Origin of the sequence: Lichenihabitans sp. Uapishka_5 (assembly GCF_033947565.1) — a bacterium.
Taxonomy (GTDB): Bacteria; Pseudomonadota; Alphaproteobacteria; order Rhizobiales; family Beijerinckiaceae; genus Lichenihabitans.
In genome coordinates, this window is sequence record NZ_JARPVX010000072.1 from 1 (window position 1) to 20734 (window position 20734).

21 protein-coding genes are annotated in these 20734 nt (G+C 66.5%); 7 read left to right on the plus strand and 14 right to left on the minus strand.

Annotation, left to right across the window (positions count from 1 at the left end; genetic code table 11):
- From P7D22_RS18145 to P7D22_RS18155, 3 genes are all read right to left on the minus strand, one after another.
- On the minus strand, positions 1-792 hold a 792-nt coding region (locus tag P7D22_RS18145; RefSeq protein ID WP_319935664.1), incomplete at its 3' end, for an AAA family ATPase.
- Between the two features lie 4 nt (positions 793-796).
- Positions 797-1912, minus strand: coding sequence for a metallophosphoesterase family protein (locus P7D22_RS18150; RefSeq protein ID WP_319935665.1), 1116 nt, complete (start codon positions 1910-1912; stop codon positions 797-799).
- Between the two features lie 49 nt (positions 1913-1961).
- On the minus strand, positions 1962-3386 hold the full coding sequence (locus P7D22_RS18155) for an MFS transporter (RefSeq protein ID WP_319935666.1): 1425 nt from the start codon (positions 3384-3386) through the stop codon (positions 1962-1964).
- A 96-nt stretch (positions 3387-3482) separates the two neighbouring features.
- Between P7D22_RS18155 and P7D22_RS18160 the strand changes: the two genes are divergently transcribed.
- Positions 3483-4283 (plus strand): HesA/MoeB/ThiF family protein, encoded by an 801-nt coding sequence (locus P7D22_RS18160; RefSeq protein WP_319935667.1) that lies wholly within the window; start codon positions 3483-3485, stop codon positions 4281-4283.
- Here the strand turns inward: P7D22_RS18160 and P7D22_RS18165 are convergent.
- Complete coding sequence (locus P7D22_RS18165) at positions 4280-5122, minus strand: hypothetical protein (RefSeq protein ID WP_319935668.1); 843 nt, start codon at positions 5120-5122, stop codon at positions 4280-4282. The two genes, P7D22_RS18160 and P7D22_RS18165, sit on opposite strands and share 4 nt — an antisense overlap.
- A gap of 100 nt (positions 5123-5222) precedes the next feature.
- Here P7D22_RS18165 and P7D22_RS18170 point away from each other — a divergent pair, with 100 nt between their 5' ends.
- Positions 5223-6599, plus strand: a complete 1377-nt coding sequence (locus tag P7D22_RS18170; protein ID WP_319935669.1) for a leucyl aminopeptidase family protein — start codon at positions 5223-5225, stop codon at positions 6597-6599.
- Positions 6596-7438 carry a C40 family peptidase gene (locus P7D22_RS18175; protein WP_319935670.1) on the plus strand — a complete coding sequence of 281 codons (843 nt, stop codon included), beginning with the start codon at positions 6596-6598 and terminating at the stop codon, positions 7436-7438. Before P7D22_RS18170 ends, P7D22_RS18175 begins: the two co-directional genes overlap by 4 nt.
- Before the next feature lie 18 nt (positions 7439-7456).
- On the opposite strand, the gene P7D22_RS18180 is transcribed toward P7D22_RS18175, so the two are convergent.
- The 9 genes from P7D22_RS18180 to upp form a co-directional block, all read right to left on the minus strand.
- Positions 7457-8416: a 2-hydroxyacid dehydrogenase gene (locus P7D22_RS18180; protein WP_319935671.1), complete on the minus strand. Its 960-nt coding sequence runs from the start codon at positions 8414-8416 to the stop codon at positions 7457-7459.
- Positions 8413-9753: a thymidine phosphorylase gene (deoA, locus tag P7D22_RS18185; RefSeq protein WP_319935672.1), complete on the minus strand. Its 1341-nt coding sequence runs from the start codon at positions 9751-9753 to the stop codon at positions 8413-8415. The genes P7D22_RS18180 and deoA overlap by 4 nt, the downstream gene beginning before the upstream one ends.
- Positions 9746-10582, minus strand: a complete 837-nt coding sequence (locus P7D22_RS18190) for a purine-nucleoside phosphorylase (RefSeq protein ID WP_319935673.1) — start codon at positions 10580-10582, stop codon at positions 9746-9748. The genes deoA and P7D22_RS18190 overlap by 8 nt, the downstream gene beginning before the upstream one ends.
- Before the next feature lie 27 nt (positions 10583-10609).
- Positions 10610-11011, minus strand: coding sequence for a cytidine deaminase (gene cdd / locus P7D22_RS18195; protein WP_319935674.1), 402 nt, complete (start codon positions 11009-11011; stop codon positions 10610-10612).
- Entirely contained in the window at positions 11011-11988 is a 978-nt protein-coding gene (locus P7D22_RS18200) for an ABC transporter permease (protein WP_319935675.1), read from the minus strand. The genes cdd and P7D22_RS18200 overlap by 1 nt, the downstream gene beginning before the upstream one ends.
- Before the next feature lies 1 nt (position 11989).
- Positions 11990-13102: an ABC transporter permease gene (locus tag P7D22_RS18205; protein ID WP_319935676.1), complete on the minus strand. Its 1113-nt coding sequence runs from the start codon at positions 13100-13102 to the stop codon at positions 11990-11992.
- A 37-nt stretch (positions 13103-13139) separates the two neighbouring features.
- Positions 13140-14699 (minus strand): ABC transporter ATP-binding protein, encoded by a 1560-nt coding sequence (locus P7D22_RS18210; protein ID WP_319935677.1) that lies wholly within the window; start codon positions 14697-14699, stop codon positions 13140-13142.
- Between the two features lie 6 nt (positions 14700-14705).
- Positions 14706-15713 (minus strand): BMP family lipoprotein, encoded by a 1008-nt coding sequence (locus P7D22_RS18215; RefSeq protein WP_319935678.1) that lies wholly within the window; start codon positions 15711-15713, stop codon positions 14706-14708.
- 219 nt (positions 15714-15932) lie between these two features.
- Positions 15933-16562: a uracil phosphoribosyltransferase gene (gene upp, locus P7D22_RS18220; protein WP_319935679.1), complete on the minus strand. Its 630-nt coding sequence runs from the start codon at positions 16560-16562 to the stop codon at positions 15933-15935.
- A 296-nt stretch (positions 16563-16858) separates the two neighbouring features.
- Between upp and P7D22_RS18225 the strand changes: the two genes are divergently transcribed.
- The 4 genes from P7D22_RS18225 to P7D22_RS18235 all read left to right on the plus strand — a co-directional run bounded on the left by P7D22_RS18225 (position 16859) and on the right by P7D22_RS18235 (position 20131).
- Positions 16859-18475 carry a B12-binding domain-containing radical SAM protein gene (locus tag P7D22_RS18225; RefSeq protein ID WP_319935680.1) on the plus strand — a complete coding sequence of 539 codons (1617 nt, stop codon included), beginning with the start codon at positions 16859-16861 and terminating at the stop codon, positions 18473-18475.
- Positions 18476-18572: 97 nt separating this feature from the next.
- Positions 18573-18998 (plus strand): AAA family ATPase, encoded by a 426-nt coding sequence (locus tag P7D22_RS23550; RefSeq protein ID WP_442916112.1) that lies wholly within the window; start codon positions 18573-18575, stop codon positions 18996-18998.
- A gap of 183 nt (positions 18999-19181) precedes the next feature.
- Entirely contained in the window at positions 19182-19763 is a 582-nt protein-coding gene (locus P7D22_RS18230) for an AAA family ATPase (RefSeq protein WP_442916113.1), read from the plus strand.
- Positions 19760-20131, plus strand: coding sequence for a hypothetical protein (locus tag P7D22_RS18235; protein ID WP_319935681.1), 372 nt, complete (start codon positions 19760-19762; stop codon positions 20129-20131). The genes P7D22_RS18230 and P7D22_RS18235 overlap by 4 nt, the downstream gene beginning before the upstream one ends.
- A 310-nt stretch (positions 20132-20441) precedes the next feature.
- Here the strand turns inward: P7D22_RS18235 and P7D22_RS18240 are convergent.
- Positions 20442-20734 (minus strand): hypothetical protein (locus P7D22_RS18240; protein WP_319935682.1); only part of this gene is annotated, 293 nt, incomplete at its 5' end.

Genomic DNA, 20734 nt, shown 5'->3' on the forward strand with positions numbered 1-20734 from the left:
ATCCTGCACGGCCCGGGTCGCGGACGCGACCGCCGCGACGGCGCGGCCGAGGTGGTCGTCGCGACGGTGGCGATCGAGCGAAGCCCCGATGGCGTCGAGCCGGGCGATGCGGTCGTCGAGCTCCCGCCGGCGCGCCAGCAAAGCCGCCTGCTCGCCTTCGGCGGCGTCGAGCGCGCGACGCGCCTCTGTGACGGCGCCACGCGGCTTGTCGCGCTTATCCCAGAAGCGGTCGCGGCGTTCGGTTGCGGCCTGCAGCAGCGCCCGCCCCCGCTCACCGCCCGTGACCTCGCCGATCTCCCGCTCGAGCGCGCCCGCGATCGTGTCGCGTCCGGCCCCGATGCCGAGGTTGGCCCGCAAGCCCTGCTCGACCCACAGCAGGCCATGGGCGCCATGATGTTCTCTCGGATTCGAGGCGCCGCGCCCTGGCGGCGTGAAGCCCAGCAGGTTGGCGAGCCGTTCTTCGACCGCATCGCCGGTGTGGCGCTCGCCCGCGCCCTCAAGGCTGGCTTCAGGCTTCTGGCAGAAGGCCTTGGTGAGGCTCCAGGGCCGCCCATCGATCTCGAAATCCACCGTCACCGTGGGCCGCACCGCGCTGCCATAAGGCAGCATGGCGTCCGCTACGGCACCGCTGACGCGGTGCCGCTCGAAGAAGGCGGCCCGCAAGGCCGCCAGAACGGTGGATTTGCCAGCCTCGTTGTCGCCCACGAGGACGTTGAGGCCATCCGCCAGGCCGCCGATGTCGCGGCGGCCGATCTTGCGGAAATCCCGGATCGCGATATGGCGCAGCAGCATGGTTTCAGGCCCGTGCCTGGTGATCGAGATACAGCATGCGGAGTGCCAGGCGTGCCGCCTCGCCGTCCGGCCCTCCCGTGAGGGCCTGATCGCGGAGGCGCTCGACGGCCTGACGCACGAAGCCTCCCGTATCGATTGCGTCGAGATCATCGGCCGTGGGTTCGTCGCGCAACGCCTCGTCGTTGACGGCGAGGTGGTGCAGGCGCGGCTCCCAGGCCCGCATCGCGGCTTCAAGGCGGCGGCGTTCGGCGAGGTCGATGACACCCGCGAGGCGCAGCGACACCACGCAACGCCGTGGCTCGTCGGGCAGGCGGTCGAGCGCGTCGAGCGCCGCCTGGCAGCCGCCCTCTGTGAGGTCGACCGACAGGTCGTGCCAGCGGAAATGCCCGACCTCGATGGCCTCGACCCGTTCGGGCGCGCCAGGACCGTCGAGCTCCACCAGTTGCACCAAGCCGGACCGGTTCGCCTTGTGGCGATCAGGCTCCGGCGTGCCGGAATAATAGATACGCGGCGCGATGCGGAGCGCGCCATGCCAGTCGCCCAGCGCCAGATAGTTGAGCCCGGCCGTGGCGGCGCGGTCATCGGGGATTTCGTTGCTGGCTTCCTGGCCGGGCAGGCGCCCCGCCACCGAGCCATGCGCCAGCCCGACCCGACAGGCGTGGTCGGGCGTGGGGGCCTCTGCAAACCAGGCGGTCTGGTCCAGGGCCTCGCGGCGGCGGCGCAGCGGTGCCGGCAGCACATGCGCCCTGCCGTCCCAGCGATCGATCGGCTGCGCCTCGTCGGCGATCACCAGGTTGGGCGGCAGGCCCATGTCGCGCAGGCGCGTCCAGACGCTATGGGCCACGGCGGCATCGTGGTTGCCGGGCAGGAACACCCAGGCGCCCGCGAAAGGCTTCAGGGCCTCGAGCGTCATCACCAGCGTCTTGTCGGTCACGTCGTTGGCGTCGAAGGCGTCGCCCGCAACCAGCACGGCATCGACGGCGCGCTCGCGGGCCACCTCGGCCACCCGGCCGATCGTGCGGATGCGTTGCGCCCGCAGGTCGGCGCCGGCGTCGCCGGGCACGAAGCCGAAGGGTTTGCCGATCTGCCAATCGGCCGTGTGGAGAAAGCGAAAGCCCATCGGTGAATGGTCTATCCGAACCGCGGCAGGCATCCAATGCGGCGGCGCTTCACGGCGAGATCGCCTCGAGCGAGCGCCCGCGCGTGCGCGGACCGAAGCCGCCCACCGCCACCACGATGCCGGCCATCGCGGTGGCGATGAAGACGAAGACGCCCGTGGTGCCGCCCTGGCGCAGCAGGGCCGCGATGATCAGCCCCGCGAAGGCGCCCGACAACCGGCTCCAGGCATAGGTGAAGCCGATCGCCCTGGCGCGGATGCGGGTGGGGAAGAGTTCGGTCTGGTAGCCGTGAAACGCGAAGGACATCCAGTTGGTGCCGAGCGTCACCAGCACACCGAGCGCGATCAGGGGGCCGGCCTCGCTTTGCTGCGAAAACAAAAGGCCGAATGCCGCCACCGCCAGGGCGGCCCCGACGATCTGCCATTTGCGCTCGATCCGGTCGGCCACCAGCAGGCCGATCATCGGGCCGAGCGGGTTCGAGATCGCGATGATGAAGGAATAGCGCAGGCTGGTGGTGACCGTGATGCCCTTGGCGATCAATAAGCTCGGCACCCAGGCCGCGAAGCCGTAGAAGCCGATCGTCTGGCAGATCTGAAACACGGACAGCAGGATCGTGCGCCCGCGATAGGGCGGCTGGAAGAGGGCCGCGACCGGCACCGGACCGCGTGCTTCCGCCGGGATCGGCTCGACCACCGGCGGCAGAACCGGCAGCACGGCGCCATCGTGCCGCGCCGCGTCCTCGAGGCGTTCGGTGATGCGGACCGCCTCGTCCATCCGTCCCTGCCGCGCCAGCCAGCGCGGCGACTCGGGCAAACGACGACGGATCAGCCAAACGCCCAGCGCCCCCGCGGCACCCAGCAAAACCACCCAGCGCCAGCCGTCGAGGCCGAGCGGCGCTTCGGGGACGAGGCGCCAGGCCAACAGCGCCACGAGGGGCACGGCCATAAACGACACCACCTGGTTGAGCGCGAAGGCGCGGCCCCGCGCTGCGGGCGGCATCAATTCCGCCACATAGGTATCGATGGTGACGAGCTCGACCCCGAGGCCGATACCGGCGATGAGGCGCCACAGGTCGACGCTCAGGCCGGTTGCCTGGAATGCCATGATCAGGGTCGCGGCCGAATACCACAGCATCGACCAGGTGAAGACGGCGCGACGACCGAACCGGTCAGCCGCCGAGCCGAACAGCAGGGCACCGATGAACAAGCCCGCAAAGGTCATGAACACGAAGGTGCCGGCGCCGCCGACGCCGGCGCTGCCCAAGGCCGTCAGCGGGCCCAGGCTTTCGGGCGTGAACAGCCCGGCGCGCGCCATGCCGGGCACCACGTAGCCGGTAAAGAACAGGTCGTAATATTCAAAGGCGCCGCCCAGCGACAGGATGGCGATGCGGCGCCACAGGCTGCGGGTCGCCGGCAGGCGGTCGAGCCGCGCCGTGATCGCGGCCGCCGTGGTCGACGCGGCTTTGCCTTCGGGCATGTTGTTTCCTCCAACCTCGCACGGCCTTAGCAAGCCGCGCCGCGGGCGTCATAAAGCTTTTGCCGCCCGCCCGCCGTTCGTGCGAAACCCGGAGCCATGATCCTCTCCGACGACGAAATCGAGCGTTACGCCCGCCATCTCGTGTTGCTCGAGATCGGCGGTCCGGGGCAGCAGAAGCTGAAGCGCGCCCGCGTGCTGGTGGTGGGAGCGGGCGGCCTCGGGGCGCCGTTGCTGCTGTATCTGGCGGCCGCGGGCGTCGGCACCCTCGGCATCGTGGACGACGACGTCGTGTCGCTGTCGAATCTGCAACGCCAGGTGCTGTTCGACACGGCCGACCTTGGACGGGGCAAGGTCGAGGTGGCGCTCGACCGGCTGCGGCGCCTCAACCCGCATGTCGCGGTCGAGACCCACCCGGCCCGGCTGACGGCCGAGACCGCGCCCGACCTGCTGGCGCGCTACGATCTCGTGGCCGACGGGTCCGACAATTTCGCCACCCGCTATGCGGTCGCGGATGCCTGCTTCCATGCCGGAAAGCCGCTCGTCACCGGGGCTGTCGGCACCTTCGATGCCACCTTGACGACGCTGCGGCCCTTCGAGGTCGACCAAGATGGCACCCCGAATCCGACCTATCGCTGCTTGTTTCCCGAAGCGCCCCTGCCCGGCACGGTGCCGACCTGCGCGGAAGCCGGCGTCCTCGGCGCCTTGACGGGCATCGCCGGCGCCATGATGGCGCTCGAGGTGCTGCGTGAGATCGTCGGTTTCGGCGAAGGCTTGGTGGGTCGCCTGCTGCTGCTGGATGCCCTGACGCTTCGCTTCGAGACGCTGCGTTACGGGTGGGACCCGGATAATCCGCTGAACGGTCGGCTTGCGGCCGAGCCCGGGCCGGCCGACCGCTAGAGCGGCGCGGTTGTGGCCAGCTTGGCCTTGGCGGCCTTGCCGTTCTTGCCCTGAATGCTGCTCCAGGTGTCGGATTGGGCGATCATCCCCCGGATCGCCGCCACGCTGGCGGCGGCATCGGCCGGCGACAGGTCTCGCTCCGCCACTCGCTGCGCTTCCTCGAACTTGCCGTCGAGCGCCAGCACCAGGGCAAAGTTCTGCCGCACCCGCGCATCGGCGTCGGGGCTCTGCGAAGCTTGTCGCATGGTGGCCTCGGCACGGCTCAACTGGTTGTCGAGCGCGTAGGACAGGCCGAGGTTCGACAACACATGCGGCTCGTCCGGCTTGATCTTCAGCGCGGCGGAATAATAGCCCTGCGCCTGCCCGTGATCGCCGAGCTGGTCGGCGACCGAGCCTTGCGCCGACAGCACGCTCCAGTTCGGGTTCTCGGGCGTGTGGGCACGGCCCAGAACGGCTGCGGCCTCCTTCAGGCGTCCGGCATCGGCCAGAGACTTGCCATAGGCCGCCAGGACCTCCTGGTCATAGGGCGATGCGATGGCGAGCGATTCGAGCACCGCCGCGGCCTGGTTGTATTGCGTGGTCCCGCGCAGCGCCCTGGCATAATTGAGGGCCGCCGTGCGGTCTTTCGGGTCGGCCTTGTAGCGGGCGGCCCAGCGATCGGTCGCGGCGCGATCGGCCTCGGGGCCAGCGATGCCCGCCGGCGCGCGGATCGAGCCGGTCACATCAGGGGTCGAGCCAAGGCAGCCGGCCAGGCTCATGGCGAGCGGCACGCCCAGCGCCAAAGCGGCGAGCCGCGAGGCTTGCGGGCGACGGGGCGAAACGCTAGCCCTCTGGATCAACGGTCGGCTCCCTGGCGCGAGCGAAGCGGCTCGGCGCACGGTGTAGCTGTAATCCGTTAACCCTAATCAGGCGTTAATTGCGCCATTGCGGAGACCCGCCATGCGCTTCAGTTTTGCCGACGAAACGACCGATGCCACGCCCATCCGGGTGGTGTCGCAGAGCGGCTGGGACAGCACCCGGTCGGCGCTGTCACCCGGGCAGCAGGCTTACGCGGCCTTGATCGGCTTCGAGCCCGGGCCCGGGCGGCATTGCGTGCTGCCAGCCGAGGGCGAGGCGTCGGCGCTCGTGCTGTTCGGCACCGCCGAGCCGAGCAGCCGCGGCTACGATCCCCTGCTACCCGGGCGGCTCGCCACCATGCTGCCGTCCGGGCTTTATCGCTTCGTGCCCGAAACCCCGGATCTCGACCTCGCGGTCTTGTCCTGGGCCCTGTCGGGCTATCGCTTCAGCCGCTACAAGGCGGGCCCGGCCGCCGAGGCCCGGCTCTGCCGTCCAGAGGGAGTGGACACTGCGAGGCTGTTGCGCATCGTCGAGGCGGTCGGCTTCGGGCGCGACCTCATCAACACCCCGGCCCGCGACATGGGCCCGGCCGCGCTGGCGGCTGCGGCCGAAGCCCTCGCGCTCCGCTACGGCGCCACGGTGCGGGTGGTGGCCGGTGAGGCACTGGCGGCCGGCTTCCCGCTGATCGACGCGGTCGGGGCCGGCGCCCGCGAAGCGCCGCGTCTCGTCGATTTCACCTGGGGCCGCGTCGGCGCGCCGACGGTGACGCTCGTCGGCAAGGGCGTGACCTTCGACACCGGCGGCCTCAACATCAAGCCCGACGCCGGCATGCTGTTGATGAAAAAGGACATGGGCGGCGCCGCCACAGCCCTGGCTCTCGCCCAGATAGTGATGGGTGCCGGGCTCGACCTGCGACTGCGGGTGGTGCTGCCGATCGTCGAGAACAGCATTTCGGCGCCGTCGTTCCGGCCGGGCGACGTGATCCCGAGCCGCAAGGGGCCGACGGTCGAGATCGGCAACACCGATGCGGAAGGCCGGCTCATCCTGGCCGATGCCCTGGCGCTGGCGGGCGAAGACAAGCCGGACCTCCTGTTCGACTTCGCCACCCTGACGGGCGCCGCTCGTGTGGCGCTGGGGCCCGACTTGCCACCGTTCTTCACCGATGACGACGGTCTGGCCGAAAGCCTGATGCGCCATGGCCGCGACGTGCGGGACCCGGTGTGGCGCCTGCCGCTGTGGCACCCCTATGACGCCATGCTGGACGGCAAGGTCGGCGACCTCAACAACGTCGGCGGCCCCTTTGCGGGCGCCATCACGGCGGCGCTGTTCCTGCGCCGCTTCGTCGAGCCGCAGCAGGTGTGGGCGCATTTCGACATGTTCGGCTGGGTGCCGACCGCAAAACCGGGCCGCCCGGAAGGCGGCGAAGTGCAGGTGGCCCGCCTGCTCTACGATTTCCTCTCGCAGCGATACCCGGCATGACGCAGAGCTTCGACCGCCGCCTGACCCCCGCCCGCCCCGACCGCGCCGCAGCCTTTCTGCGCGGGCAGGTCGAAGCAGCGACCTTCGTCGAAGGCGAGGTCCGCAGCATCGCCGCCGCCGCGGTGCCGCTACGCCGGGCGCCACGGCTCGATTGCGCGCTCGACACGGAGGCCGTGCGGGGCGAGGCCGTGACGGTCTACGACACCGACGCCGAGGGTTGGGCCTGGGTGCAGCTCGCAGGCGATGGCTATTGCGGCTACCTGCCGGCCGAGGCCCTCGGGCCGAGCGAAGCGCCAACCCATCGGGTGGCGGCGCTGCGCACCCTGGTGTTTCCGGGTCCGGACCTGAAGCTGCCGATCATCGGGGCGCTGACGCTCGGCGCCAAGGTCGGCGTGGGCGAAACGGTCGGCACCTATGCGCGCATCCGGGAAGGCTTCGTGCCGGCCGGTCATCTGCGCCCGCTCGACGATGTCGAGCTGGAGGCCGTGGCGGTGGCGGAGCGCTTCCTTGGAGTGCCCTACCTTTGGGGCGGCAAGACGAGCCTCGGCCTCGACTGCTCGGCGCTGGTCCAGGTGGCCCATGCGGCCGCGGGACGGGCCGTGCCGCGCGACAGCGACATGCAGGAACAACAGGTGGGCGCCCCCCTGCCCGACGGCACGGCATTGCGGCGCGGCGACCTCGTGTTCTGGCGCGGCCATGTCGGGCTGATGCGCGACACTGACACCCTGCTGCACGCCAATGCCCATGCGATGGCCGTGACATCCGAGCCCCTGGCCGAGGCGCGCCGCCGCATTCTAGCCGCGACCGGCGCCGACGTGACGGCGATCAGGCGCCCTTGAGCAGGAGCGCGCCCCTGCTCAATAGGCGCGACCGCGGTCGACGCCGTGGCGGGGTGCCCCACCGGCCTCCAAATGTTCGATCTCGCCCGCGATAAACGCGGCCACCGCGTCGGTGCTCGAGATCGCGGCATTATGGGGCGTCACAGTGACGGCCGGGTGGTGCCACAAGGGTGAGTCCTGCGGCAGAGGCTCGGTTTCGAACACATCGAGCGTCGCGGCCCGCAGCGTGCCGTCTTCAAGCGCCTCAAGGATGCCGGCCTCGTCCTGCAGGCCGCCGCGGCCGGCATTGAGCAGGATCGGCCCGCCGAAATACGAATGGCGGGCGAGATTTGCGAAAAGCGCGTGGTTCAGGATGCCGCGGGTGTCGGGCGTCAGCGGCAGCAACACCACCAGGATCTCGGTGCGCGCCAGAAAGGCATCGAGCTCCGCCGCTCCCGCATAGGTGTCGATGGTGTCGAGAACTTTTGGCGTGCGGCTCCAGCCGGCCACGTCGAAGCCGATCATGTCCAGCTTGCGCGCCGCATCGCTGCCCAGCACCCCGAGCCCCATGACGCCGACCCGCACCTCATGGGCGGCGGGCTGGTGGGGGTCGTCCTCCCATAGCTTCTCAGCCTGATGCCAGTCGTAAAGACGGGCCTGACGATGATGGGCCAGCACATGCAGCAGAACCCACTCGCTCATCCGGCTGGTCAGGTCCGGATCCACGACGCGGATGATCGGCACGTCGGGCAGGTCGGGGTCCGAGACCAGGTGATCGACGCCGGCACCGAGCGAAAAGATCGCCTGGAGATTGTCCAAACCGACGAGGCTGCCGGGTGGATGCTTCCAGGCGACCGCATAGCGGACGCGCGCAGGATCGAACGGACCCTGCAGGGATTGCACGCGGAATTGCGGCAGGCGCTCAGCCAAAGCCTGCACCCAGGGCTCGGCGCCCTCGCCGCCGCCATGGGCGACCAGGATGATGTCGGTGTCGCTCATGCTGTCACGTCGAACTGTTCGAGGATCGGGTCTGGCGTTGGTGCCGCCGTGTCGGCCACCCGATAGGCAGCCGTCAAGGCCGCTGTGCCGCCCACAGCCGCAGCGTCGGTGGCCGCATGCACGAAGCCGAGCGGCGTTCCGGCCTCGACCGGCGCGCCGACCGGAAGCAATCCGGTGAAGCCGACGCGCGGATCGACGGCGTCGTCCGGGCGCGTGCGCCCGCCCCCGAGCGCCACCACGGCGAAACCCACCGCGCGGGTGTCGATGCGGCCCACCACACCGGCCCGTGTGGCCAGGACGGGGCGCACCACCGGGGCTGCGGGCAGCAGGACCGCGGCACGGGCCACGATGTCGCTCGGGCCGCCCAGCGCCGCCACCATGCGGTCGAAGCACTCCGCCGCCTGGCCGCTGCTCAGGGCCGCTACGAGGCGGGCGGCCCCCGCCTCATGGCTGTCGACGAGGCCACCAAGCCGCAGCATGGCGGCGCCGAGCGCCACCACGACCGCCATCAGGCGCGGCTCATGCGTCCTGCCGGCCAGCAGGTCGACGGCTTGGCGCAGTTCGAGCGCGTTGCCGGCCGCACGCATCAACGGCTGGTCCATGTCGGTCACGAAGGCGCCCGTGGGCAGGCCGGCGTCACGGGCCACCCCGCCGATGCTGCGCGCCAAGGTTATCGCCTCGGCCCGCCCCTGCATGAAGGCGCCGTTGCCGGTCTTCACGTCCATCACCAGGGCATCGAGACCGGCGGCGAGCTTCTTCGACAGAATAGAGGCTGTGATGAGCGGGATCGACTCGACCGTGGCGGTGACGTCCCGCACCGCATAGAAGATGCGATCGGCCGGGGCGAGATCGGCCGTCTGCCCCACGATGGCGCAGCCGACCTCGCGCACCACGGCGCGCAGCCGGGGCAGCGCCGGCCGCGTGTCGTAGCCGGGGATCGCCTCGAGCTTGTCGAGGGTGCCGCCCGTATGGCCGAGCCCGCGCCCCGAAATCATGGGCACATAGCCGCCGCAGGCCGCGATGGCAGGCGCGAGGATCAGGCTGACGGCATCGCCGACGCCACCAGTGGAATGCTTGTCGAGCACGGGCCCATGCAGGTCCGGCCATGCGAGCCGCAGCCCGGAGCGCGTCATGGCCTGGGTCAGCGCCACCGTTTCATCGCGATCGAGGCCACGCAGAAAGGCCGCCATCAGAAAGGCCGCCACCTGCTCGCCCGATGCCCGGCCGGTCACGGCGGCTTCGACAAAAGTCGCGATGGTGTTGGCATCGAGCGCCATCCCGTCGCGTTTCCGCCGGATCGCCTCCTGCGGCAGAACCGGCGCCTGCCCCTCAGGCATAGGCCACGGGGCCTTCCTTGACGAAGGCCCGCAGCAGGCGCTTGAGGGCGATCGCGCCCGTGGTGGCGACCGACTTGGTTTCCGCATGCGACGGGTCGCCCGTCTTGATGCCGGTAGCAAAGTTCGTCACCAGCGACAGGGCCAGCACCCGGAAGTCGAGCCGCCGCGCCAGGATCACCTCCGGCACTGTCGACATACCGACGAGGTCGGCCCCGAGCAGCTTCGCCATCTTGACCTCGGACGGCGTCTCGAACGAAGGGCCGGAAAACCACATGTAGACGCCTTCATGCAGCGTCGACTTCCCGGCATGCGCGGCGGCCTGCCGGAATCGGGCCCGCAGTCGGCGGTCATAGGCTTCGCGCAGGTTGACGAACCGCTTGTCGCTGAGGTCGCCGATCAGCGGGTTGAGACCCGAAAAATTGATGTGATCGGCGATCAGCGCGATCGAGCCCGGATGCCAGTCGAGGTTGCACGATCCGGCCGAGTTGGTCAGCACCAGGGTGGTGGCGCCGAGCGCCCGCAGGGTGCTCAGCGAGGCTTCCATGGCGCGCGGGTTGCCGGTCTCATAATAATGGGCGCGGCCCTCCATGATGGCGACGCGCGTGCCTTCCCAGGCGCCGATCCACAACCGGCCCGCATGGCCCGACACGTTGGCTTCCGGGAAGCCGGGCAGGTCGGCATAGTCGACGCAGATCGGGTCCTTCAGCTCGTCCGTGATGGATCCGAGCCCGGTGCCGAGCACGAAGGCCATCGCGATCGGTTCGGTGACGCCGCGCGTCCTCAGGGTGGCAAGGGCCGCCGTTTCCGGCGTGGATGGGCCTTGAGTCATGTTTGTGCGGGGTCCGGTTGGCCGCCCTTACGCGGTCAGGTTTTCGGGGCCGAAACTATGCGGTAAAAGTTCCGCCAAGGTGAAGCTCGCCCGCAGCCCTTCGGGTCCGGCGACGTGAATGGGGGTTGCGCCGCCCGCGAATTCGCGGATGCGTTGCCGACACCCGCCACATGGGGTCGTCAGCCCCTCCCCGCCGCCCACCACCACCATGGCTGCGATGCGGCGCTCTCCGGCCATCACCATGGCTGAAATGGCCGAGGCTTCGGCGCAACTGCCCTGGGGGTAGGCGGCGTTTTCCACGTTGGCACCAGCGAAGATGGCACCGGAGCCGGACTGGATCGCGGCCCCGACCAGGAACTTGGAATAGGGCGCATAGGCCTTCAGCCGCGCCGCCTGCGCGGCATCCAGCATGGCATCTAGGTCGGGCATCAGCGCTCTTTCACGTAGGGGATGCCGGAAGCCTTGGGTGGGATCGCCCGGCCCACGAAGCCTGCCAGCAAAATGACGGTGAGCCCGTAGGGCAGCGCCTGGATGGCCTGCACCGGCACCTCTCCGATGCCGGGCAGCACGGCGCCCTGCAATCGGATCGACAGGGCATCCAGAAAGCCGAACAGCAGGCAGGTGGCCAGCGCCGGCCAGGGACGCCATTTGGAGAACACCAGCGCCGCAAGGGCGATGAATCCCTTGCCGGCCGTCATTGAGGGGAGGAAGCTCGCCGCCTGGGCCACCGACATGAAGGTGCCGGCGAAGCCGCACAAGACGCCGCAGATCACCACGGCCGCGTAACGCAGCCCCCGCACCGAGATGCCGGCCGTGTCAACCGCGGCGGGGTTCTCGCCCGTGGCGCGCAGGCGCAGACCGAAGCGGGTGCGGTAGAGCACAAAGGCCGTCAGTGGCACGACGAGGAGCGCCAGATAGGTCAACACCACGTGGCCGGCCACGAGGTTACGGTAGATGGGGCCGAGCACGGGCACACCATCCATCGCGGCTTCGCCCGGCCAGGGCACCTCGAGGAAGCGCGACGCCGGCGTGTCGAGCTGCGGCGTGCGGCCACCCTCGCCATACCAGGCATTGCCGAGCAGCGCCGTCAGGCCGGCTGCCACGAGGTTGATGGCGGCACCGGACACGATCTGGTTGCCGCGCTGGTCGATCACCGCGAAGCCGTGCAGCAGCCCGAGCGCCACCGAGGCCAAAATGCCGGCGCCGAGGCCCGCCCAGGCGCTGTCGGCCTGATAGGCCACGACCGCACTGGCAAAGGCGGCCGCCAGCATCTTGCCCTCGAGCCCAATGTCCACCACGCCGGCCCGCTCGGACCACAGGCCCGCAATACAGGCGAAGATGAGCGGCACCGCGAGCCGCAAGCTCGATGCGAGGATCAGCGAAGCGTCGGTGGCGAAATCGTGCATCTCAGATCGGCCCCGACCGGGTGCGCGGCAGGGCCGTGAAAACGCGGGCGAGATGCGGCCGGTAAAGCCCGTCGAGTGCCCCCGCAAACAACACGACGAAGCCCTGGATGGCCACGATCATGTCGCGTGAGATTTTCGGCTGATCGAAGGCAAGCTCCGCCCCGCCCTGGTACAGGATGCCGAACAGGAGACTCGCCAGCACCACGCCGAGCGGATGCGCGCGGCCCATCAGCGCCACCGCGATGCCGACGAAGCCGTATCCGGCCGTGAATTCGAGCAGCAGGCGGTTCTGCACCCCCATGATCTCGTTGACCGCGACGCCGCTGGCGAGCGCGCCCGACAGGGCCATGGTGAGCATCACGATGGCGGCCGGCGCGATACCGCCATAGATCGCGGCCGTCGGATTGGCCCCGGTGGTACGGATCTCGTAGCCCTTGCGGGTGCGCCACACGAAAATCCACAGGGCGAGCGCACAGCCGAGCGCCAGCACGAAGCTGAGATTGAGCGGCGTCGCGGCAGTGTCGATCCCGAAAACACCGAGGATCGACTTGGCACTCGGGATCGCGGCCTGGTCGGGAAAGCGGGCGGTTTCGGGCTCCATCGATTTCGGGGCTCGCAGGGTGTTGACCAGCAGGTAACCCATCAGGGTCGAAGCCAGCCAGTTGAACATGATGGTGGTGATGACGATGTGGCTGCCGCGCCTGGCCTGCAGGTAGCCGGGCACCAGACCCCACAGGGCACCGAACAGTGCGGCCGCCAGGATGGCCAGCGGGATCAGCAGCCAGCCCGGCAAGCCGCCGCCATACAGGCAGACCAGCGCCGCGCCGAGACCGCCGAGGGTCGCCTGCCCTTCGCCACCGATGTTGAACAGCCCCGCCTGAAAGGCGAGCGCCACCGCGAGGCCGGTGAAGATGAAATCCGTGGTGTAGTAGAGCGTGAAGCCGAGCGCCTCGCCGGAGCCGAGGCTGCCGGTGATCAGCGTTTTCGTGGCCTCCCACGGGCTGACCCCGATGGCTGCCACCACGAGGCCACCCACCAGAAACGCGGTGGCGACACTGAGCAGCGGCACCAGGATGAGGTCCGCCCAGCGCGGCAGACTGATGGGCGCGCTCATGCGGGCGCGCTTGCGACGAGGCTTGGCCGGACTGGGATCACGCGGCCTGCTCCGTCACGCCGGCCATCAACAATCCGAGTTCACCGACGAAGGTGTCGTCGCTGGCGGCATCGGGCGGCGGCGTGCGCCGACCGGTGAGCCGGCCGCCGCACATGACGAGGATCACATCGCTGAGCGCCATGATCTCGTCGAGCTCGACCGATACCACCAGAACCGCCTTGCCGGCATCGCGCAGCGCGACGAGGCGCTTGTGGATGAATTCGATGGCGCCGATATCGACCCCTCGGGTCGGTTGCCCGGCCAGCACGATGCCGGGGTCGCGCTCCATCTCGCGCGCCAGCACGATCTTCTGCTGATTGCCGCCCGAAAAATTGGCGGTCTTCAGTCGCGGGTCCGCCGGCCGGATGTCGTAGCCCGCCATCTTGCGGGCCAGGTCGGCGACGATGCGGCGGCGCGACAGCCAGGGTCCGGCCCCGAAGGCCGGGTCGCCGTGGATGCCTAGAACGGCGCTCTCGGCCGCCTCGAAGGGCATCACCAATCCCATGCGGTGCCGGTCTTCCGGCACATGGGCGAGGCCGAGGGCCCGGATCGCTTTCGGATTGTGCGCCGCGCTCGGCACAGGGCAACCGTCGATGAGGATCTCGCCCGAGGCCAAAGGACGGATGCCGGCCAGCGCCTCCAGAAGCTCGGATTGCCCGTTGCCGGCGACGCCCGCGAGGCCGGCGATCTCGCCGCCCCGCACCGTGAACGACACATCGGACACGAGCGGCACGCCATTGTGGCCCAGCACGGTGATGTTGCGCGCCTCCAACCGCACCGGCCCGGGCGTCGATGCGCCCTTGGCCACGGTGAGCAACACCCGACGCCCCACCATGGCGTCGGCGAGCTGCGCCGGCGAGGTGGCGGCCGTGTCGGTGGTCAGCACCATTTCGCCCCGCCGCATGACGGACACGCGATCGGTGACGGCCATGATCTCGCGCAGCTTGTGGGTGATGAGGATCACCGTCTTGTTTTCGCGCCGCAGCCTATCCAGCATGGCGAAAAGCTGGTCGGCTTCGGCCGGGGTCAGCACGGCGGTCGGTTCGTCGAGGATCAGGATGGTGGCGCCGCGCACCAGCGCTTTCAGGATCTCGACGCGCTGCTGCAGCCCGACTCCGAGGGTTCCGACGAGCGCGTCGGGGTCGACCGTCAGCCCATAGGCGCGGCCGAACTCCGCCAGCTTCAGGCGGATCGCCGCCGCGCCGCGCGCCACGAGCGCGCCGCCTTCGGCGCCCAACATGACGTTGTCGAGGACGCTCAACGTGTCGACCAGCATGAAATGCTGGTGCACCATGCCGATGCCGTGCCGGATGGCGTCCCGCGACGATGCGATGCGCACCGGCGCGCCGCCCACCTGAATCTCACCCCTGTCGGCTTCGTAGAAGCCGTAGAGGATCGACATCAGCGTCGACTTGCCGGCGCCGTTCTCGCCCACGATGCCGTGGATCGACCCGGCCGCGACCCGGAGGGTCACGGCCTTGTTGGCATGAACGGCACCGAAGCTCTTGTCGATGCCGATGAGCTCGATCGCGGCCGGAGCCGGAACGGCTGTCGTCACAACGGCTTACTCAGGGCACTTCGAGTCCGACATATAGTCGTGCACTTCGATCTTGCCGGCGATGATGTCCTGCGTGGCGGCATCGGCGGCGGCCTTCATGTCAGCCGTCATCAGGGGCTTGTTGCTGTCGTCCATCGAATAAGCGACGCCGTCCTGCTTCAGCCCCAACACCTCCGCGCCGCCTTTCCAGGTGCCGTTCTTGGCATCCATGAAGGTCTTGTAGGTGGCGTTGTCGACGCGCTTCAGCATCGAGGTCAGGATCTTGCCGGGAAACAGGGCATCCTGGTTGGAATCGACGCCGACGCCGAGCTTGCCGCCATCGGCCGCGGCCCGCAGCACGCCGAGGCCGCTCGCGCCCGCGGCGGCGTACACGACGTCGGCGCCGCGATCCATCTGCGAGCGGGCGAGTTCGCCGCCCTTCACCGGATCACGCCAGGCCGCACCGGTGGTACCGATCATGTTCTGGTACACCTCGACCTTGGGATTGGCGTATTTGGCGCCCTGCACGTAGCCGCAGGCGAACTTGCGGATCAGCGGGATATCCATGCCGCCCACGAAGCCGACCTTGCCGGTCTTCGAGGCCTTGGCGGCCAGCAGGCCCACCAGGAACGAGCCCTGGTCCTCGCGGAAGGTGACGGACTGCACGTTGGGCTTATCGACCACCGAATCTATGATGGCGAATTTGGTGTTGGGGAACTCGGCCGCCACCTTGGTGAGCGGCTCCTGCTGGCCGAAGCCGACCGCCACGATGGGGTTGAACCCGTCGCGGGCGAACTTGCGCAGGGCCTGTTCGCGCTGGGTGTCGTTGGTCACCTCGAAATCGCGGAAATCGATCCCGGTATCCGACTTAAAGCGCTCAGCGCCATGGAAGACGCCTTCGTTGAAGGATTTATCGAACTTGCCGCCGATGTCGTACACGACCGCCGGCTTGACGTCGGCCGCTTGCGCCGCACCGATCGACAAAAGGCTGGCACCGGCCAGCACGGCCAAGGCATGCGCCGCACGCGTCTTCATCAGCAACACTCCACCTTCGGAAGCACGGGCCCTGCCCGACCGGCCGCACAATGGCATGAGTGTTCCGGGCTGGGAAAGGGCGCTCGGCCAGTGCGATGCACGTTTTCACACCTGGTTTGATGCTCCATCGGGCACGGCGGCCGAAGCATGGGCGCGCCGCCGTGTAATTTGGGGATGGGCGGGGCCGCAATCTCGGCCCCGCCCCGTCACCGGCGCGCCTCACTTGGTGCCGAACATCCGGTCGCCGGCGTCGCCGAGCCCGGGCACGATATAGCCATGCTCGTTCAGGTGGCTGTCGACCGCTGCGGTCCAGATCATCACCTCGGGGTGGGCCTCACGCAGTCGCGCGATGCCTTCGGGCGCCGCCAGCAGGCAAACGAAGCGGATGTCCTTGGCGCCGCGCGCCTTCAGCCGGTCGATGGCCGCGACTGCCGAATTGGCGGTGGCCAGCATCGGGTCCATGACGATCGTCAGCCGGTCGGCGATGTCGCTCGGCGCCTTGAAATAATATTCCACCGCTCGGAGGGTCTCGGGATCGCGGTAAAGCCCGATATGGGCCACCCGGGCCGAGGGCACGAGGTCCAGCATGCCGTCGAGAAAGCCGACGCCGGCCCTGAGGATGGGCGCGAAGACGAGCTTCTTGCCGGCGATCATCGGCGCCCGCATGGTCTGGATTGGCGTTTCGATCTCGACGAGCTCGGTCGGCAGGTCCCGCGTCACCTCGTAGCAGAGCAGCATGCCGATTTCGTTCAGCAGCTGGCGGAACCCCTTGGTGGAGCGACTGTCCGTGCGCATCAGGGTCAGCTTGTGCTGCACCAGCGGATGATCGACGACGTGTACACCTTGCATGGGGCCCTCCTTGCAGCGGCGGGGTGGTAGCACGGGGAAAGGCGGGATGTCCCTTCTCCCGTGCGAGCCTGATAGGTAGCCCCCTCGATCCATCCTCATTCCGGGCGCAGCGCAGCGGAGACCCGGAACCGGGGCGCTACGGCCACATAGGTCCAGGCTCCCCGGTTCCGGGTTCGGCTCCGCCGCCCCGGAATGAGGGTCGATGACGCAAGCCGCCGCCTGTTCCCCTCGCCCCTGCCACATTTCCTGCTAGACTCACCGGTGCAAGCGCGTTGCGCTGTCAGGAGTGCCCCCGGGTGCGTACAACCGTCGAAGTCCAGAACCGCCGCCGCATCCTTTGCGTGTTCCCCCACTACACCCCCTCGTTCGGCTCCTTCCACCACGCTTATTCGTTGATGCCCGGCGTCGGCGCCTTCATGCCGCCGCAGGGCCTGCTGGTGATCGCGGCCTACCTGCCCGAAGCCTGGGACGTGCGCTTCATCGACGAGAACATCGCGCCCGCCACGGATGACGATTTTCAGTGGTGCGACGCCGTCTTCGCGTCCGGCATGCACATCCAGGAACGGCAGGTGCGGGCCATCCACGAGCGCGGCAAGCGTTATGGCAAGGTCACCTGCATCGGCGGCTCCTCGGTGTCGGGCGCCCCGGAAAAATATCCGGAATTCGACTACCTCCACATCGGCGAGCTCGGCGACGCCACCGACCGGCTGATCCGCATCCTTGATGCCGACCTGACGCCGCCGCCCGAACAGGTGCGCCTGGAAACCACCGAGCGCGTCGCCCTGTCGGACTTCCCCCTGCCGGCCTATGACCAGATCCCGCTGAAAACCTATCTGCTTGGCTCGCTGCAGTTCAGCTCCGGCTGCCCCTATCGCTGCGAGTTCTGCGACATCCCGGCGCTCTACGGCCGTCAGGCGCGGCTGAAGACCCCCGAACAGCTGTTGCGCGAGCTCGACGTCTTCATCTCGCAGCCGAGCCACCCGGCCGTCATCTACTTCGTCGACGACAATTTCATCGCCAACCGCAAGGCCACGAAGGAGATGCTGCCGCATCTGATCGCTTGGCAGAAGAAGCACGACTACCCGCTGCAATTCGCCTGCGAGGCGACGCTCAACATGGCGAAGCAGCCCGACATCCTGGCCATGATGCGGGAGGCCGGGTTCTTCACGGTCTTCGTCGGCATCGAGACTCCCGAGCTCGACGCCCTCAAGGCCATCGCCAAGGACCACAACAACGCCGTGCCGATGTACGAGGCGCTGGAGACCCTCAATTCCTACGGACTTGAGGTCACGTCGGGCATCATCCTCGGGCTCGATTCCGACACCGACCAGTCGGAAGACCGGCTGATCGAATTCATCGACCGCTCGAACGTGCCGGTGCTGACCATCAACATCCTGCAGGCGCTGCCCAAAACCCCCCTCTGGGACCGCCTCGCCAAGGCCGACCGGCTGATCGACGACCCGAAACTCGAATCGAACGTCAAGTTCCTGCGCCCGCACGACAAGGTGGTGGCGAGCTGGCGCCGTGCCATCGCGCACGCCTATGCGCCGGAAAACATCTTCGCCCGCTTCCGCGCCCAGATGGACACCACCTACGGCCACCGCATCAAGACACCGGTGCGCGGCAAGCTCACCCGCGCGAACCTCCGCCGCGGCCTCTTCATGGGCTGGAACATCGTCTGGCAGATCGGCGTCAAGTCGGACTACCGCGCCGTGTTCTGGCGCTCGGCCTGGCACGCGCTGAAGAAGGGCCAGGTGGAGGCGATCTACAACATGGGCTTCGTCTGCCACCACCTCATTCGCTTCACCCGCGAGGCGCTGCGGGGCGAGCACAATGCGAGCTTCTATGCGGCGCAGGATGTGAAGCAGAAGGAGGCGTTGGCGGCGCGGGGTGAGGTGGGGCGGGCGGCGTAAAACGTAGCAAGCGACTTTGAACTCTCCATGAGAGAGTGGGCCATCGAATCGCTTCTACGCGATACACAGCTAAGTTGAAGCGAATGAGAGTTTTGGCATGCGCATAGAATCCATTCGCCTTAGGAATTTCAAGGCATTCAAGTCGGTCGATATCTCAGATGTCCCTCCGTTTATGGTTGTCGTTGGAGCAAACGGCACAGGCAAAAGTACGCTATTTGATGTATTCGGCTTTCTACACGACTGTTTGCAGAGCAACGTTCGTCAGGCTCTTAGTGCACGAGGGCGTTTCCGTGAGGTCCTAAGTCGAGGCGCGACAAACGAATCCATACTGATCGAAATACAATACAGAATGGAAATTGTAGGAACGAACAGATTAGTTACGTATACGCTAGAGATTTCAGAAGAAAAAGGGGCTCCATTCGTTAAACGGGAAAGCCTTCGCTACAAGCGTGGCAGATACGGCGCGCCATTTTACTTTTTAGATTTCGAAAGCGGCCAAGGTTGGGCAATAATTAACGAATAAGATTTCAATCGGGCAGATGAAGAGCTTGACAGAGAATTTACAAAATTACAGTCGCCCGATATTTTAGCTATTAAAGGACTGGGACAATTCGATAGGTTCAAGGCGGCAAATGCCTTTCGACGCCTTATCGAATCTTGGCACGTTTCAGATTTCCATATTAGTGCGGCACGGGGCCGGAAAGAAATAACTGGCGAATCCGAACATCTCTCGGAATCCGGTGATAACCTGCCGCGTGTCGCCCAATACCTTTACGAGCAGCATCCGTCCGTTTTTCATAAAATATTGCAGGTCATGGCCTCTAGAGTACCTGGTGTGTCGGAAATACAGCCACTTGTCACAGAAGACGGATATCTTACACTCCGCTTCAAGGACGGAGCATTCATCACTCCATTTCTAGACCGCTATGTATCTGATGGTACCATCAAAATGTTTGCCTATTTAGCTCTCCTATACGATCCAAATCCTCACCCTCTTCTATGCGTTGAAGAGCCAGAAAATCAATTATATCCAAATCTGATGGCGGAGTTAGCAGAGGAGTTTAGGCTGTACGCGCGCCGTGGGGGTCAGGTACTTGTGTCTACACATTCCCCAGATTTTTTAAATGCCTGTTCGTTGAGCGAAGTAGTTTGGCTGGTCAAAGAAGGAGGTTACACTACTGTTAAGAAAGCGTCTGAAGATCCGCAGGTTGCTGCTTACATGTCGGATGGCGATTTAATGGGCGCGTTGTGGAAACAGGGTTTGTTTGCAGGGGCTGACCCACATTGACAGAACTGGTATTTCTGCTGGAAGAGCCCTCTGCACGTGCAATGCTTGAAGGATTAATTCCAAGGCTTGAGGTTTCCTTTTCGAAAACAACATACATGGTGTTCGAAGGCAAGAATGACCTTGAGAGACGAATGCGTCAAAGAATTCAGGGTTATTTGAATCCGGAGGCTAAGTTTATTATTATAAGAGATCAGGATTCCCATCCAAATTGCAAAATTCTAAAAGCGAAGCTGCACGATATATGTGTGCAAGCTGGTCGACCGGACGCGTTTGTGCGAATTTTCTGCAAAGAATTAGAGACTATTTATCTGGCAGACTTGAAGGCCGTAGAGAGCGGTCTTAATGTAAGTGGAATTGCTAAGCGTTAGGCCCAAGCACAATATCAAAAACCTGAGATCCTATCATCGCCCTCGAATGAGCTTGAGGTCCTTACAAAAGGAATTTATCAAAAGATCGGCGGATCGCGTGCAATCGGGGCTAAACTTGATATTGACAACACAAGGTCAAGTAGTTTTTGCGCACTCATCTCCGCAATTCGTCGGTGCTATCATTGAGCAGTTATCAACTGCTTGCTCATATGAAGTCTAGGTTTATCGATATGCGTAGAAAAATTTGCTAAAATTTTTTTTTTAAACTATGCCGTTTCTGATAACTACGCGTTATTCATTCCATATTTATCTATACATTGCGGCAGCTTAGCATGTGCCCGTACACCTCGACCTCCGCCACCCGCATCCGCATCCGCATCCGCATCATTCTCCCGCTCTCCCATTTGTTCTCTCCCGACTCCATAAGCGCCATTATGAAGCCAGCGTAGTCGCGCGGCCATGCAGTGAGAGGCACCTCGACCCGCTGGTCGCAGACCTCGATCAGGGAGGGGTCGAACTGGCCGTCGGCTGGAATCCTACCATCAGCTCCTAGTGCACTGACGCGCACAGAGGATTCACAGGACGCTGGGCTCGTGCGAGTCT